We start from the raw sequence: 15,340 nt of genomic DNA on the forward strand, positions 1-15,340 counted from the left end.
ACGTGGCTACTATGCGCCTATGACAGACGGTTTCGAAGAAGCGTGGTCGCTCGCCGAACCCGTCAAAGGCTGGATGACGCGAGATCAGGGCCTTGCCTTGTGGAACGCGGCATGCCGCCTGGACAAGGGCGACCTCATCGTCGAAATCGGCAGCCACCAAGGCCGTTCGACGATCGTCCTCGCCATGGCGGCGCGGACGGCCGCGGCCACGGTGGTCGCTGTCGACCCCTTCGTCGACGGACGGCTCTTCGGCGGATCGCCGACACGCCAACGATTCGAGGCGAACCTGAGGACGGCGGGCGTCGAGGACGTCGTCGAACTCGTGGCCGAGTACAGCACGAAACTGCGGCCGCGCTGGGACCGCCCGATCCAGTTGCTCTACATCGACGGCAAGCACGACTACTGGACCTACACCGACGACCTTCGCTGGTCGACGAACTTGATCGACGGTGGGGAAATCCTGGTCCACGACTGCTTTTCCTCGATCGGTGTCACCCTGGGCACGATCGCGAAAGTCCTCTTCGGACGGCGGTACACCTACCTCGACCGCGCGACGTCGCTGGCCCGGTTCCGGCTCACCCCGCCGTCGGGCAAGGACCGGCTGCGCGTACTCGCCCAGTTGCCGTGGTTCGCGCGCAACGTCGGGATCAAGATCCTGCTGCGGCTGCGGTTGGCACCCGTGGCGAGGATCTTCGGCCACGACAGCCCGTACGACCCTTACTGAGTGAGCGGCCTGCCGACGTCGACCTTCGCGAGGCAGACGGGTGCGCCCTTGGCCGACAACTGGAAACCGACCTTGTCGAACAGGCCCTCGATCGGCAGGTACATCGTGTGCAGGCCGGGCTGGAACCACACCGGCACGCGCGCCCCGTCACGATCGACGACACCTTCACCGCCGTCCGAGGTGAAGTAGTCGATCCGCAGCAGATGGCGGCCGAGAACGGGCGTGTCCAGCGGAACCCGGACCAGGCTTTCGCCCACGGTGTACCCGCAGCCCGCCACCGGACCGGGAAGACCGCGGGAAATCGATTCCACGCCGGTGATCGTCCTCGCGGTCCCCGAGTCGCCCAAAAGGGACATCCGGCTGGTCGGCTGATCGAACCGGACGCCCGGGATCAGGCCCGCCACCCGGGACGTGCGGGCGTTCTCACCGAACCAGCCGTGCAGGACGTCGTTCGGCACCGCCGTGTCGTACAGAACGAGATCGGGGTTCCGTTCGATCGACGATCGCGCGTTGGCGAGAAAGTCCCGGGAGTGCTCGAACCGCAATCCCGGTGCCAGCCGGGAGAAACCCACGGCGGAACTCGCGATCAAGGCGAGACTCAACACCAGGGCGAGCGGGCGTTTCGCCTGCGATGGCACGGGATCGGAAAGCCGGTCGAACGGTTTCGGCTCCAGGAAGGCGAAAGCGAGGCACAGCACGGCCACGAGCACGAGATCCGCGACATAACGGGGGTCGCTGCCCAGTTCGGGGCCGACCTCGGTGAGCCGGGTGGCCGCCGAAAGCCCGATGTCCGCCACGAACACCAGGCCCAGCAGCAGCCACGCCTTCCGCGCCCGGAGCCCGCCCGTGCGGATCCCGGCGACCAGTACGGCGACCGCGACGAGCAGCAGCAGGATCCGCACCACGACAGGGGAAGCGGCGAACGTCGCACCGGGTCCGGGTCCTGACCACGGCCCGCCCGCCAGCCCCGGCACCAGGGTGTCGCCGAGCATCCGGCCCGTCATGTCCGCGACCGTGCCGACAGTGACCGGACCGCCGCCCTGCCCGACCTGGCTCGTGGTCAGCGTCAAGAAAACGGCCGCGTAGCCGGCGAGCACGGCGGCGAGAACGCCCCAGAGCACGACGTGACGGCGCAGGGAAACCCCGAGCAGCACGGTGATCCCGGCGACCAGCAGCGGGATGAACACCGCCTTTTCGTAGAAGGCGAGACCGAAGACCGTCCAGGCCACGGTGGCGATCGCCCAGCGTCCGCCGTCGGCGAGATACCGCACGTGCGCGTGCAGGGCGGCCGTGGCGGCCAGCAGCACGGGCGCGATCTGGATGGCGTACGCCCACCACAACGTCGGGACGAGCAGCAGGGTCGACGTCGTGAACATCGTGAACGGGACGAGAATCCCCCAGCGGCGCCCGAAACAGCGCACCAGGACCGTCCACAACAGCACCGAAGCCGCCGCCTGCATCGCCAGGACCGGCGCCATCAGCACGGCGAAGTTCAGCGGCGCCCAGGCGGTCAGCAGATCGGCGAGCAGGAACCCGCCCGGCGCGAGATGGCCGTGGTAGTCCTGGAAGAAGTAGCCGAAGTCGAAGGGGCCTGCCTGCGCGGCGTGATAGGTGATGACGAAGTCGTCTTGCGCGAGACTGCCGCGCAGCGCGGCCCACGCGTGCAGGACGAACGGGATCACGCCGGCGACGATCGCGGCGATCGTGACCGGCGAAGGTCTCTTCCCCCGGACAACCACGTCTTTCCTCAATTCTTGCAGGTCGGCGGCTGGCACATGATCTTGCTCAGCGCCTGGTAGAAGACGTCCGAGATCTTCCGGGGATCGGGGGTGGTGAACGAATCCCCGCCGGTGGCGGTGGACACCTGCCGCAGTTCGGACGCGTCGATGTCGGGTCCGATGCCGATCCCGATGACGGGCAACGGTTTCCGCGGGTCCTGGAGCTTGCCCAGCTCTTCCAGCAATCGCGGCAGCCCGATCGTCTCGCTGTCTTCGTTACGCCCGTCGGTGAGGACGACGACCAGGTTGATCCGGCCGGGTTTCCAGTTCTGCCTGGCGTTCTGGTACGCGGCCAGGATCGAATCGTAGAGGCCGGTCGCCCCGCCGGCTTTCGGCCGCACCGCCTGAAGCTGCCCGACACCGCCCGAAGTCGTCTGTTCCGCGATCGTCCTCATCGGCAACAGGACGCGGTAGTCCTTGTCACCGTCCAATTTGGTCGAGAACAGCCACAACCCCAGTTCCGTGGTGGGTTTGAACAGCCCGAGTCCCTGCGTCGCGGCCTGCAGGGTGAGTTCCATCCGGCTCTTCCCCGCACCCGGCACGGCGGCGGCCATCGAACCGGAGACGTCGAGCAGCACCTGGACCCGGGCGCTCAGGTTCGTCCCCGCCCAGGCCTGCAGTGCGGCGTACATCTCCGTCACGGGCGGAGCACCGGACGGCTGGGGCGCCGGATCGGTCCGGCTGTCCTGCGCCCGCGGGACGGCGAACTGGCCGCCGGGCGCGCGGAATCCCTCGTTGGCGAAGGTCGCGCCCGCCATCGGATCGAGCAGCAGCCGCAGAAAGCGTTCCGCCGCTCCCCTCGACGCCTCCGACGCCTTGGGCAGGACGACGTATGGGTAATCGAACCCCTGCACCGGGACACCGGGGTAGGCCGCCACCAGATTCCGGGCGAGGGCGGCCTGTTCGGTCACCGGGAAGGCGGCCGGGAACTGGCCGGGGGCCGGATTCAGCTTCCGCATGACGGCGGTGAAGGCCGCGGCGGGATCGGGCGCCTGCTCGGTCAGCTTCCGCAGGCCGAGCAGGGTGGCGATGCCCAGCGGATCGCGGGCCGGGTCCGGCATCCCGACCGGGGAACCGTCGAGGATCTCTTGCCAGGCAGGGGTTCTCCCCGGCCAGCCGAACCGCCGCGCGGTCTCGTCGGGAAGTCCCAGCACCACCGGGGAATTCGCCACCGACTGACCGGATTCCGGCAGGTTCCACGCGCCGGCGTCCCTGGCCTGCGACAGCATCGTGCTCGACTCGGGGATCCAGACGTCGGGGCCGCCGGAGGCGGTGGTCCCGAGCAGGTCGGCCGTCGTGGCCGACTCGCTCGCGGTCACGGTGACACTGAAGCATTCTTCCTGTGGCACGGTCGTCGCGAGCCGCGTGAGCACCGGTGCCACGTCGGGCGCGGCGGTGATCGCGACCGGCGTCAGCGCGTCACAACCGTTGCCCGCCAAGCGGGCCCGCAGATAGTCCACTCCCCACCAGGCACCGAGCGCGATCACCAGCAACAGGCTCAAGACGACGACGGGCGCGGCGATACGCCGCCCACGCCTCGGGCCTACCTGCATGCGCATGCCTCCGAGGTGCGGGGTGAGGACCTGGGATGTTGCCCAATCCGCCCGCGTACGTCAACTCTCGGGTAACTTAGCGCCGCGCCACTGCGGCAGATGGCCTAACCGAAGTACCGGCCCGCCCCGATGTGGGCACCGGCGGACTGCCACCAGCCCGCGTCGCCGGTCGAGTCGATCCCGTCCGCGATCACCGTCGCGCCCGCCATGTTCGCGGTCTCGATGAGGTTCCGCAGCGAACGTCCGGCCAGCGGTTCCGTCCGCCGCTCCGCCAGCCGGGGAGCGATCCGGACCGTCCGCACGGGAACGTCCACGAGACAGACGACGTCACCGGCCGCGCCGAAGTCCTGCAGTTCGGGGTCCACTCCGATCTCGGCGAGCAGGTGCAGGTTGTCGACGGTCTCCCCGAGTTCGGCGAGCACGGCACCGGCGGGGAAGCCCAGCCGCAGCCGTGACGGTCCGAGCCCGGTCCCGGCGAGCACGCTCCGCACCGATCCGACGAGATCCGGATCCGCGGCCTGGTGCGGGGTCAGTCCCACGACCATCGGGAGCCTGTCGTCCGACTCCTCGCACGCGGTGCGGATGAGCCATTCGCCGAGCGGCACGATGAGACCGGTCTCGTCGGCGAAGCGGACGCACGTGTCGTGGCCGATCCGGCCGTGGCGAGGATGGTTCCACGCGAGTCTCGCCTCGATACCCGCGGGCCTGTTGTCCGCCAGCCAGGTCAGCGGCCGGAAACCGACCTCGAGCTCGCCGGTCTCCCAGGCACCCGCCATGGAGACGGCCAGGCTGAACTCGTGCCGCTCCCTGGTGTCGAGGGCGGAGTCGGACAGCGCCCACTGCCGATAGCCGTTGGACTGCGCCCGGCGCAGCGTCATGTCGGAGACGCGCAGCAGTTCGGTCGGCGCGATGTCCCTCGGCGGCCGGTGCACGACCCCGACGCACGCCGAGACCGCGACCCCGCTCCCGCCTTCGAGGTAGACCGGTTCGGAGAGTTCCTGGTTGATCATGCCGATGACGGTGGCGACGTCCGGGCTGGAAGCGGTGTTCTGGATGAGGATGCCGAACTCGTCACCGCCGAGCCTGGCGACGAGCGCGTTCTCGCCGCCCACGACGGTCCGCAGCTTCGCGGCGACGTTCTTCAGCAGGTCGTCGCTCTGTTTCTGGCCCAGCCCGCCCGCGATCAGGGAGAATCCGTCGAGGTCGAGGTGGTAGACCGTGACGCCGAAGGCCGGATCGGCGTGCCGCAGCGCCTTCTCCAGCCGGGTGCCGAAGAACTGCCGGTTCGGCAGGCCGGTCAGCGGATCGTGCAGGGCCTGGCGGCTCAGCTGCCGCTGGAGCAGCGAGACGTCGGTGTCACCGTCGACCAGCGTGATCAACTGCTGGACCTCGCCGGCCGGGTCGCGGATGACCGCGCCGGTGAAGCCGGCCCAGGTCGGATCTTCGTCGTCGGTCAGGAGTCTTCGTGACAGTTCGAGCCGCTGACTCTCGCCTTCGAGCAGCTTCCGGTAACCCTCGCGCAGGCCACCGGCGTCATCCGGATGGACCAGGTCGTAGAGGTTGAGCCCGATCAGATCCGCGACGGGCCGGTTCAGCATCTCGGCGAACTTCGGGTTCACCCGCTGGACGCGGCCGTCCACCCTGGTGACGGCCACGCCGGTCGCCGAACCGGTGAACAACTGCTCGAAACGCGCCTGCGCGAGCACCAGTTCACGCCGGGTCTCGCGTTCGAGCGTGACCAGCGTGCGACTCAGATCCTCTTGCTGCGTCTGGATGCTCTCGCGCAAGGCCTCGCCGTAGCCGGACGCGAGAGCGCCGAGCACCTGCAACACCCGTTCGGGGAGCGACTTCACGCTCCGCAACTCCGGTTCGTGCAAGAGCCCCTTGCCGAGTATCTCCATCGTGCGGCGCAGGCTGTCCGGCCCGACGCATCTGAGCGCGACGAGCCGCGCGCCGGCTTCGGTGGCCTGCGCGGGCTCGGCGTCGTCACTGAGCACCGCCGCGTACACCTCGTCCAGCAGAGCGGTGAAATGCTCTTCGATCTGGGCGTGGGTATACGGAAGGTACGCCGTACTCGTGACCAGGTACGCCCACTTGCGAACGAGGGTCGCCCGGGTCGGCGCGGCATTCTTCCGCTTCGGCGAAGCGGAAGACGAGGTTCTTTTCGAGGCGTCCGGCGATACGGAGAACTCATCGCCGTCCGGAAGTGGGGCAGTCACGTCCGCCGGTCCTGGGGTCGTTTTCGTATTCCGCGGTGGAGAAACATCCTCCACGATTCTCTGGCCATACTCACGGTTTACCGGTCACCCAATCGGGTGGTAACCCTACGGTACTGCAACACCGACCTTGTCCCTCAGCCATCCGCGCGTGGCGTCCCGGTACTCGGACGCGTTGCGATGCAACGCCAACGAATGTCCGGCACCGGGCAGAACATACGTGGAAAGTTCGGCCTCGGGCCGGTAATACGGCGCTTCCGCCGGTCGCAGCGTCGCGCCGCTCGAACAGTTCCGGAGCGCGAACAGGCCGCAGAACAGGATGTCCTTCTGCCCGACCGCCTGCAGAACCGGTACGCGGATCGCCTTTGTCGCGGGCAGCACGATGCCGAACACGGCGACGGTTCCCATTCCCGGGACCGAAACCTGGTCCTTGGTCGCTTCATCGGCCGCGATGACATCCGGGTCGGTATTTTCCGTCGCGTAGAACAGCCCGGCGCGCGCCCCCGGTTTCGTCGTGAAATAGAGCGGATCGCTGCCGAGGGAACCGAGCCTGTCGTCCGCGAACGCGGGCTGCAGGCCGAAGAGCACGCCGAGCGTCAACGCGGGCACCGACGGCAGATGCGTCATCCCGGTGAGGATCACGCCGTCCACGTCCTGATACGTCGACGCCTCGGCCGCGACGATGCCCGAACCGACCGAATGCCCGACGATCACGACCTTCTCGAACGGCGTGCCGCCGACCCGTCCCGCGCGCAGGTGGCCGATCACTTCGTGCATCGATCGCGCCAGCACCGGCAGCAGGAGCGGAAGGCTGAACGGTTTGCTGCTTCCGCCCGAACCGAGCTGATCCGCGGCGAAGGTCGCGTAGCCGTGCTTGGCCATGTCGCGCTGGTACGAGTAGCGATCCGGGTCGTAGGGCAGGTCCCAGTAGGCGCTGTTGTAGGTACCGCCGTGCACCAGGAGCTGGACGGCCTCGGGCACCGGGCCGTCGGGCAGGCAGAACCGGCCGTGCACCGTGGCGGGCTCGCCGAGCGGGCCGGTGACCGGCAGGTCCAGGTCGGAACAACGGATCTCGACGGCCGCGGCCGGGGCGGCGACCAGGAAACCACCGAGGAGCACGCAGCAGGCAGCCACCGCCGTGGCCAGTTTGAGCGGCATTCTCACAGAACCCTCTCCGGAATCGGAACGCTCGGAAGGAGCACGAACCCTACACCTGGTAGTCGGACGCTCACCGTCAGCCCGAGGTTCGCGGCAGCACGGTCATCGGCAACCGGTTCGGCTGCATCGTCGCTTTGATCTTGGGAAAGACCTTCACCCCTGGTAGCGGCACCAGCCGCCACCGCGCGCCGATCGTCGCCGCGACCAACGCGATCTCCGTGGGAGCGAACTGGTGGCCGGGGCACAGCCGGGGCCCGGCGCCGAACGGGATGAACGCGCCCTTCGGCAACGAGGCCGCACGATCCGGCTCCCAGCGGTCCGGGTCGAAACGGCCGGGCTCGGGGAACCAGCGCGGATCGCGGTGCAACGTGTGCTGGCTGACCGCGACTTCGGTACCGGCCGGAAGGCGCACGCCACCGAGTTCGACGTCTTCCCGCGCACGCCGCATCAGGATCACCGGCGGGGTCCGGCGCACGACCTCGTTGATGATCCGCTGCGTGTAGACCAGGCGCGGCAGGTGGTCGAACCGCGCGGGTCCGCCCGCGAGCACCTCGTCCACCTCGGCGTGGAAGCGGCGCTCGACGTCCGGCCGCGCGCCGATCTCGTGGAAGAACCACGCCAGCGCGACGGCGGTGGTCTCGGCGCCGGTGGTGAGGATCGTGATGACCTCGTCCTCCACCTGGCGGTCGGTCATCTTCTCGCCGGTCTCGTCGTCCTTGGCCAGCAACAACATCGAGAGCAGGTCACCCTGATCCCCGCCCTGCTCGCGGGCTTTGAGAACGGCGTCGCCGATGACCCGTCTCAGGCGCGCGGCCGCGGCGTCGAACTCGCGGTTCGCCGGGATCGGCAGCCGCTCCACGAACTTCGGCGAAAAGGCCCTGACCATGACGTACTTCAACATGATCGGGATCGACCGCTGGATTTCGGCGAGCGCGTCGTCGCCGAGTTCGGCGGAGAACAGCGTGCGCCCGGAGATGGTCAGCGCGAGATCCTGCATCCGCTGGTCGAATTCCACCACCTCGCCCGGTTTCCACGAGTCGGCAAGCTCTACAGCGATTTTCGTCATCGTCGTCTCGGCGTAGAGCGCGATGCGGCTTCGCTGGAAGGCGGGCAGCATCATCCGCCGTTGCCGCTGGTTGAAGGCACCGTTGGAAGTCGCTAGCCCGTCACCGAAAAGCGGCCGCATTTTGTCGAACACGATGCCTTTGTCGAACTTCGCCGCGTCGACGGCGAGCAGCCGCCAGGCCAGTTCCGGTGTGGTGACCAGGTAGACCGGCATCGGGCCGAAGTCGAGGCGGACGACGTCGCCGTGCGATCGCAGTGACGACAGCAGTTTCAGCGGGTCGCGGAGCATCGGCACGGTGTGCCCCAGCAGCGGCCACCGGCCTGGTGCGACAGCGACGTCCGGAGGTGGTGCCATCGTGCTCGTCTCCCCGGTGCTCGGACGCTGAACCCGGCAACCCTAGGACCGCCGGGTCACGAACGGGGTTCCGCGGCCGCACATCCACACGATCGGACGATGGCAACCCGGCCCCGGCGGCCCGCTAGACTCCTGTGCCCCAACGGATTCCCATGGAACGGCGGCGACGACGGTGACTTCCAACCTGAGCTGGGTCCCTCCCGAGGTCGACACGACCGTGCCGAATCCCGCCCGGGTCTACGACTACTGGCTCAACGGCGACCACAACTTCCAGGCCGACCGGGTGCTGGGCGAACAGATCCTGCAGATCATGCCGGGGATCCGCGACGCGGCCCGGCTCAACCGCGCCTTCCTGCGCCGCGCCGCGCTGCACATGGTGGACGCGGGCGTGCGGCAGTTCCTCGACATCGGCTCCGGGATCCCGACCGTCGGGAACCTCCACGAGATCGTCCAGCAGATCGACCCGTCCTGCCGGGTGGTCTACGTCGACCGCGAATCGGTCGCCGTGGCGCACGCCAAACTGCTGCTGCGCGGCAACGACCGGTGCGCGGCGATCCAGGCCGACCTGCGCGACGCCAACGACATCCTCGACGCGCCCGAAACGCGGGAGCTGCTGGACCTCGACCAGCCGACCGGCCTGTTCATGTTGCTGCTGCTGCATTTCGTGCCGGACTCCTGGGAGCCGAACGCGATCCTGGCCCGCTACCGGGACCGCCTCGCCCCCGGCAGCTTCCTCGCCATCTCGCACGTCGCCGCCGACGCGGACTCGAGCGGCCTCGACGAGGCCATCGAGGCGTACAAGAGCACCCAGAACGACCCCATCCCCCGGACCCACGACCAGGTGGAGGCGTTCTTCGCCGGTTTCGACCTCATCGAGCCCGGCGTCGTCGGCTGCGCGATGTGGAACCCCCAAGGTGCGGGCGACATGTCCGACGACCCGGAGATCAACTCGCTCCCGTACGCCGGCGTGGGCCGGAAGCCGTAAGACGCACTCCCCCCACCCGCTCCCACCCCGCTCCCCACTCCCCCGATCAGGGCAGTACGTCGGTCACGGTGTCCTTGATGACCTGCCACTTGCCGTGCTCGCGCACCAGCGTCAGGCTGATCGTGTAGTGCCGGTCGATGTTCTGCGACGGCACCTTGTAGTACGCGTCGAGGATCGCGAAGCCCATCGTGCAGTTCTCGACGACGGTGTGGGTCACCGTCCACGGCATGCTGTACTCGTACGGCAGCTTGAACTGCACGTCGACCACGGGCTGCACGTTGGCGTCGTAGCCGATGAACAGCTGCCCCTTGCGCCCGACGGTGACCATGTTCTGGTGGATGATCGCCCGGTAGCGGGCCTCGTCGCGTTTGTTGTAGCTGTCCATGTCCTCCCAGACGGCGCGGTCGAACGAGCGCTGGCAGGACCGCCGCTCGCTCTCCGCCTGCTGCTCGCCCGCGGTCGCCGCGGCGGGCACGCCGATTCCCGCCGCCGCCACGACCAGCCCGGCCAACGCCGCGTAATACCGCTTGCGCATAGGGTTCTCCTCATCACGTCCGGTACTTCGTCCACCGGAAGGTTCGCCGGGTGGCGCATCACAGCTGCATCACTTCCGCACCGGCGCGGGCCCGGGGCCGGTTAACCTCGCGGGAGGGGGTGCGATGGAGTTCCGGATCCTGGGGCCGGTGCAGTGCCGGATCGGCGCACGGCCGCTGAAACTGGCGGGTTCGCGGCAGGAGCGGATCCTGGCCGCGCTGCTGCTCGGTGCCGATCGCGTCGTCTCGGTTTCACGGCTGGTGGACGTCGTCTGGGACGAGGATCCTCCCGCGACGGCCGTCCGCCAGATCCGCAACCTCACCACCGCGCTGAAGCGTGCTCTCGTCGCCGAGGGCGCCACCGAAGACATCCTGACCGCCGAAGGGCCCGGCTTCGTTCTGCGCCCGCGTACTTTCGACCTGCGCTCGTTCGAGGAGCACGTCTCACGCGGCGAGTTCCGGGAGGCGCTCGGATGCTGGCACGGCCCCGCTCTGTCCGGTGTGGACAGTACGGCGCTACGCGGTGAAGCCGACGAACTCGACGAACGGCGTCTGTCCGTTGTGGAGCGTTGCCTCGACGAGGACATCTCCGCCGGGGAAGACTCCGTCGCGGAATTGACGGCGCTGGTCGCCGAGCACCCTCTCCGGGAGCCGTTCGCCGGGCTGCTCATGCGCGCGCTGCACCAGCAGGGCAGGCAGGCCGACGCGCTGAACGTCTACCAGCAGACGCAGTCACGGCTGGTGGACGAACTCGGGATCGATCCCGGCCCGAAGTTACGCGAACTCTACGAGCGGATCCTCCGTGACGAGCCGGAGTACGGCAAGGTCCGCTGCTTCCTTCCTTACGACGTCCCGGATTTCACTGGCCGGGAGAAGGAGATCCGCCGTCTCCTCGACGCCGTCCGGCTCGGCCGCCCGGTCGCCGTCGACGGGATGGCCGGGGTCGGGAAGACCTCGTTCGCCGTCCACGCCGCGCATCGGCTCGCCGCCGATTTCCCCGACGGGCAACTGTTCGTGGACCTGCACGGCCACTCCCCCACCCGCGAACCACTCGCACCCGAGGCCGCGCTCGAAGCCCTGCTCGGACAGCTGGACGTCCCGGCGAGCCGTCTCCCCGGCGGCGTGGACCGGCGCGCCGAACTGTGGCGGACCAGGACGGCGGGCCGGTCGCTGCTCGTGGTGCTCGACAACGCCGCGACCGCCGAGCAGGTGCGGCCACTCCTCCCCGGTTCGGCCACGGTCGCCCTCGTGGTCACCGGCAGGCGGCGGCTGGCCGCCGTCGACGGTGCCGCGTCGATCAGTCTCGAAGTCCTGCCGGACGAACAGGCGGGCGCCCTGTTCGCGGCGGCCTCGGGGAGACCGGACTCGGGCGTCGCCGCGCTGTGCGGCAACCTGCCGCTGGCGATCAGGATCGCGGCCGCCCGGTTGCAGAATCGTCCACAGTGGACCGTGGAAACCCTCGCCGAACGGCTGGGCTCCGAACACGACAGGCTGGCCGAACTGAAGGTCGCCGGACGCGACGTGGCGGCGGCGTTCGCACTGTCCTATCAGGAGCTCGACGACGCGCAACAGCGCATGTTCCGGCTGCTGGGGCGGAATCCCGGCGCCGACTTCGGTGTGCCCGCCGCGGCCGCGCTGGCCGGTACCGGCGAGCGCGAAGCCGAACGCCTGCTGGAAGAGCTGCTCGACGCCCACCTGCTCAGGCAACCGTCGCTGGGCCGGTACTCGTTCCACGACCTGATCGCCGAACACGCCCGCAACGCCGCGCGCGACGAGGAATCCGTTCCGGCGCTGGGCAGGCTGCTCGATCACTACCGCGAAGGCGGCGGACCCGCCTGGTACGCGACGGAACGGGCCAACCTGGTCGCGGTGACCGCCCACGCCCTCGACACCGGTCACGACGACCACGCCTGGCGGATCGCCGAGAGCACCGCGGTACAGCTCCGGGAGAGCGGGCACCTCGACGAACTGCTCGCCGTGGCGCGAACCGGTATCGCCGCCGCCCGCCGGATCGGCGACCCTCGGGCGATCCAGCTGAGCCTGGCGAGCCTCACCCTCGCATTGTGGGAGAACGGCCTGCTCACCGAGGGGATGGCCTGCGCCCTGGAGCGGCTGGACGTCGTCCGCGCGTCCGGCGACCGCGAGACCGAGGCGATCGCCCTGTCCAAAGCGGGCGCCCTGCACAGCATGCTCGGCAACTACCCCGAGGCGATCCGGTTCTATCGCGACGGCCTCGCCGTCGTGGACGAGACCGTCGACCTCGAAGCCGCCGCCACACTCTGGACCAACCTCAGCAACGCGCAGGAGATCCTCGGCCACTTGGACGACGCGCTGGCCTCCTCCCGGCGATCGGTGGCGTTGCGCGAGGATCCCCGCGGCATGATCCTGAGTTCGGCCCAGCTGGGCCTGGTCCTCGCCCGGCTCGGCCGGTTCGAGGAGGCTTTCGAGGTCACCGGGCGTTCGATCACCGCCTCGCAGGACCTCGGCTACCTGTTCGGCGAGGCGTGGAGCCGGATCGACCACGCCGACGCCCTGCTGCTCGCCCACCGGCCCCGTGAAGCGCGCGAGCAGGCCGGACGCGCGTGCGCGATCCTCGCCCGGCTCAACCATCCGCTGCTGCTGACCATGGCGGCCAACAGCCTGGGCACCGCCTGCCTCGCGCTCGGAGAGGTGACGGTGGCCCTCGGGCGGCACCGCCTCGCACTCGAAACCGCGAGGCGGATCGGCTATCGCCTCCAAGAGGCCCGCGCGCTGACCGGACTCGGGCAAACCCGTGCCGCACGGGAGCTTTACGCCGCGATGGGCCTGTCCCCCGAGCCGGTGAAGGCCGTCACCCGAGGAAGTCGGTGAGCAGCCCGCGCAGAGCGTCCGGCTGGTGGAGGACGCCGTGGTCCTGCCCCTCGACGGTGGCGTGCCTCGCTCCGGGGACCGCGTCCGCGACGGCGCGGGCGCCGGCCCGCATCCAGGCGTCGCTCTCCCCGCCGTCCATCACCAGCGTCGGCACGGAGATCTTGGCCAGCCTGTCGGCGGGAAGGACGTTGCCGGGGCCGCACAGCGCCAGGTCGTAAGGCAGCGTGTGGGCGAGGCCGGTGAACCAGGCCCAGAAAGGATCGTCCCGCATCCCCTTGACCACCTCGGCCGGGGTGCCCGTCCCCTCGACCAGGAAGAGTTCGGCCGCGCCGTCGCGGTCGCCGTCGGCGATCAGGGCCCGGACGCGATCGAAGAGATCGGCCGCGGGCCTCGGACGGCTGTCGTCGACGACGTACGGCGGCTCGTAGGCGGCGAGGCCGGTCATGGCGACGCCTCGGGCGGCGGCCTCCAGCCCCAGCACGGCTCCCGACGAGTGCCCGAAAACCGCCGCCGAGCCGCCCACCCGGTCGATCACCGCGGCGAGATCCTCGACCTCGCGCTCTACCGAGTAGACGGCGCCCGCTCCGCTGTCGCCCCGCCCTCGCCGGTCGTACGCGATCACGGTGAAGTCCGGGGCCAGCGTCGCGGCCAGGCCGGCGACCGTCGTCCGGTCGTTGAACGCGCCACCGGCCAGGACGACCGGCGTGCCCTCACCGGTGCGCTCGAAGGCGATCAGGGTGCCGTCGGCCGAGGTCACGGTCTCGAACGAGGTGGTCATCAGGTCCTCCACGGGGTCGCTTGACTGTAGCTTCGTCCCGGGGTCGGAGCCGATGACCACCGCTCGACATCACTTCCGGATACTTCCGAAGAACTCCCGGAGCTCGGCCACCACGTCGTCCGGGACGGCCATCGCGACCATGTGGCTGGGACTCTCGTGATCCGCCCAGCGCACGAGGTCGTTCTTGCGGGAGGCGATCTTGCGCAGTGCGGACGGCCCGCCGTGCGACACGCCGGTCGGTACCACGGTCTGGTCGATCGGCATCGCGGCCGCGCCCTCGTAGTACGGCCACAGCGAAGTGCCGCCGGTCGCGGTCAGCCAGTACAGCGTCGCGTTGGTGAGCAGCAGATCGCGGTCGATCGGCTCGGCGGGCGCCGCGCCTTCGGGCCAGCCGTCGAACTCCTTGAACCGTTCGACCAGGTAGGCCAGTTGGGCGACCGGCGAGTCGAGGAACCCGAAGCTCAAGGTCTGCGGCCTGTTCGTCAGGTACGGCGCATAGCCGCTGCCGCCCGCGAAACGCTCCATCAGCCCCGCCAGCTCGGCCTGGTCCTGTTCCGTGAGCCCTTCCAAATCGGCAGGATCGCCCATCGGCACGCCTAGTCCGGACGTGATGTGCGAGCCGATGACGTGCGCGGGCGCGTGCACCGCCAGGCAGGGCGTCACCAACGCACCGGCGTCGTTCCCGTGTGCGCCATAGCGTTCGTAGCCGAGACGGCTCATCAGCTCGGCCCAGGTCCGCGCCACCCTCGTGATGTCCCACGACCGCTCGTCCGCCGGTTCCGGGAACGGCGAGAAACCGAAGCCGGGCAGGGACGGCGCGACGACGTGGAACGCCCGCGAGGGGTCGAGGCCGTGAGCTCGCGGGTCGGTCAGCGGGCCGAGGACCTCCAGGAACTCGGCGATCGAGTTAGGCCAGCTGTGCGTCATGATCAGCGGGATCGCGTCCGGTTCCGGGGAGCGGGCGTGGAGGAAGTGCACCCGCTGGCCGTCGATCTCGGTGACGTACTGCGGGAAGTCGTTGAGCCGCTTCTCCCACGCGCGCCAGTCGTAGCCGTCTCGCCAGTACTCGGCCAGCTCCTTGAGGTAGGAGACCGGCACTCCCCGGCTCCATTCGGCACCGGGCAGCGCCGACGGCCAGCGGGTGCGGGCCAGCCGGTCGGTCAGGTCGTCCAGCTCGGACTGCGGGATGTCGATGCGGAACTGCTCGATGTCGGTCATGGGATGACCGTAGGAGCCATTTAGGCCAGTTCCTGACCTAAATCCTCGTGATGCTCGGGCGGGTTGGACGTGAGTGGCGATTCGCGTTCTCTTGAGAAGACGGGCAAACGTGCTGTCTTCTCGGGCG

Annotated in this window: 11 protein-coding genes; 3 read left to right on the forward strand and 8 right to left on the reverse strand. The window is 69.3% G+C overall.

Going from position 1 to position 15,340, the window contains the following annotated elements; genetic code table 11:
* Positions 1 to 19: 19 nt before the first annotated feature.
* Complete coding sequence (locus tag BKN51_RS17665; protein ID WP_101608698.1) at positions 20 to 724, forward strand: class I SAM-dependent methyltransferase; 705 nt, start codon at positions 20 to 22, stop codon at positions 722 to 724.
* Here BKN51_RS17665 and BKN51_RS17670 read toward each other — a convergent pair.
* The 5 genes from BKN51_RS17670 to BKN51_RS17690 form a co-directional block, all read right to left on the reverse strand.
* Positions 718 to 2,463, reverse strand: coding sequence for a hypothetical protein (locus BKN51_RS17670; RefSeq protein ID WP_101608699.1), 1,746 nt, complete (start codon positions 2,461 to 2,463; stop codon positions 718 to 720). The genes BKN51_RS17665 and BKN51_RS17670 overlap by 7 nt on opposite strands.
* A gap of 8 nt (positions 2,464 to 2,471) precedes the next feature.
* Positions 2,472 to 4,061 (reverse strand): substrate-binding and VWA domain-containing protein, encoded by a 1,590-nt coding sequence (locus tag BKN51_RS17675; protein ID WP_233224196.1) that lies wholly within the window; start codon positions 4,059 to 4,061, stop codon positions 2,472 to 2,474.
* Positions 4,062 to 4,159: 98 nt separating this feature from the next.
* Positions 4,160 to 6,274 (reverse strand): putative bifunctional diguanylate cyclase/phosphodiesterase, encoded by a 2,115-nt coding sequence (locus BKN51_RS17680; protein WP_101608701.1) that lies wholly within the window; start codon positions 6,272 to 6,274, stop codon positions 4,160 to 4,162.
* A 105-nt stretch (positions 6,275 to 6,379) separates the two neighbouring features.
* On the reverse strand, positions 6,380 to 7,429 hold the full coding sequence (locus BKN51_RS17685) for an alpha/beta hydrolase (RefSeq protein WP_101608702.1): 1,050 nt from the start codon (positions 7,427 to 7,429) through the stop codon (positions 6,380 to 6,382).
* Positions 7,430 to 7,505: 76 nt separating this feature from the next.
* A complete protein-coding gene (locus BKN51_RS17690; RefSeq protein WP_101608703.1) occupies positions 7,506 to 8,849 on the reverse strand; it encodes a cytochrome P450 in 1,344 nt (447 codons plus the stop codon).
* 172 nt (positions 8,850 to 9,021) lie between these two features.
* On the opposite strand from BKN51_RS17690, the gene BKN51_RS17695 reads away from it, so the two are divergent.
* Positions 9,022 to 9,834: an SAM-dependent methyltransferase gene (locus BKN51_RS17695; protein ID WP_101608704.1), complete on the forward strand. Its 813-nt coding sequence runs from the start codon at positions 9,022 to 9,024 to the stop codon at positions 9,832 to 9,834.
* Between the two features lie 46 nt (positions 9,835 to 9,880).
* Here BKN51_RS17695 and BKN51_RS17700 read toward each other — a convergent pair whose 3' ends face one another.
* Positions 9,881 to 10,369, reverse strand: a complete 489-nt coding sequence (locus BKN51_RS17700; protein ID WP_101608705.1) for a hypothetical protein — start codon at positions 10,367 to 10,369, stop codon at positions 9,881 to 9,883.
* 124 nt (positions 10,370 to 10,493) lie between these two features.
* On the opposite strand from BKN51_RS17700, the gene BKN51_RS17705 reads away from it, so the two are divergent.
* On the forward strand, positions 10,494 to 13,217 hold the full coding sequence (locus BKN51_RS17705) for an AfsR/SARP family transcriptional regulator (RefSeq protein ID WP_101608706.1): 2,724 nt from the start codon (positions 10,494 to 10,496) through the stop codon (positions 13,215 to 13,217).
* Here the strand turns inward: BKN51_RS17705 and BKN51_RS17710 are convergent.
* Both BKN51_RS17710 and BKN51_RS17715 read right to left on the reverse strand, forming a co-directional pair.
* Positions 13,198 to 13,995, reverse strand: a complete 798-nt coding sequence (locus tag BKN51_RS17710) for an alpha/beta fold hydrolase (protein ID WP_168214342.1) — start codon at positions 13,993 to 13,995, stop codon at positions 13,198 to 13,200. The genes BKN51_RS17705 and BKN51_RS17710 overlap by 20 nt on opposite strands.
* 69 nt (positions 13,996 to 14,064) lie before the next feature.
* Positions 14,065 to 15,213, reverse strand: coding sequence for an epoxide hydrolase family protein (locus tag BKN51_RS17715; protein ID WP_101608707.1), 1,149 nt, complete (start codon positions 15,211 to 15,213; stop codon positions 14,065 to 14,067).
* Positions 15,214 to 15,340: the final 127 nt, after the last annotated feature.

The organism is Amycolatopsis sp. BJA-103 (assembly GCF_002849735.1).
In the GTDB taxonomy this organism is placed as follows: Bacteria; Actinomycetota; Actinomycetes; order Mycobacteriales; family Pseudonocardiaceae; genus Amycolatopsis.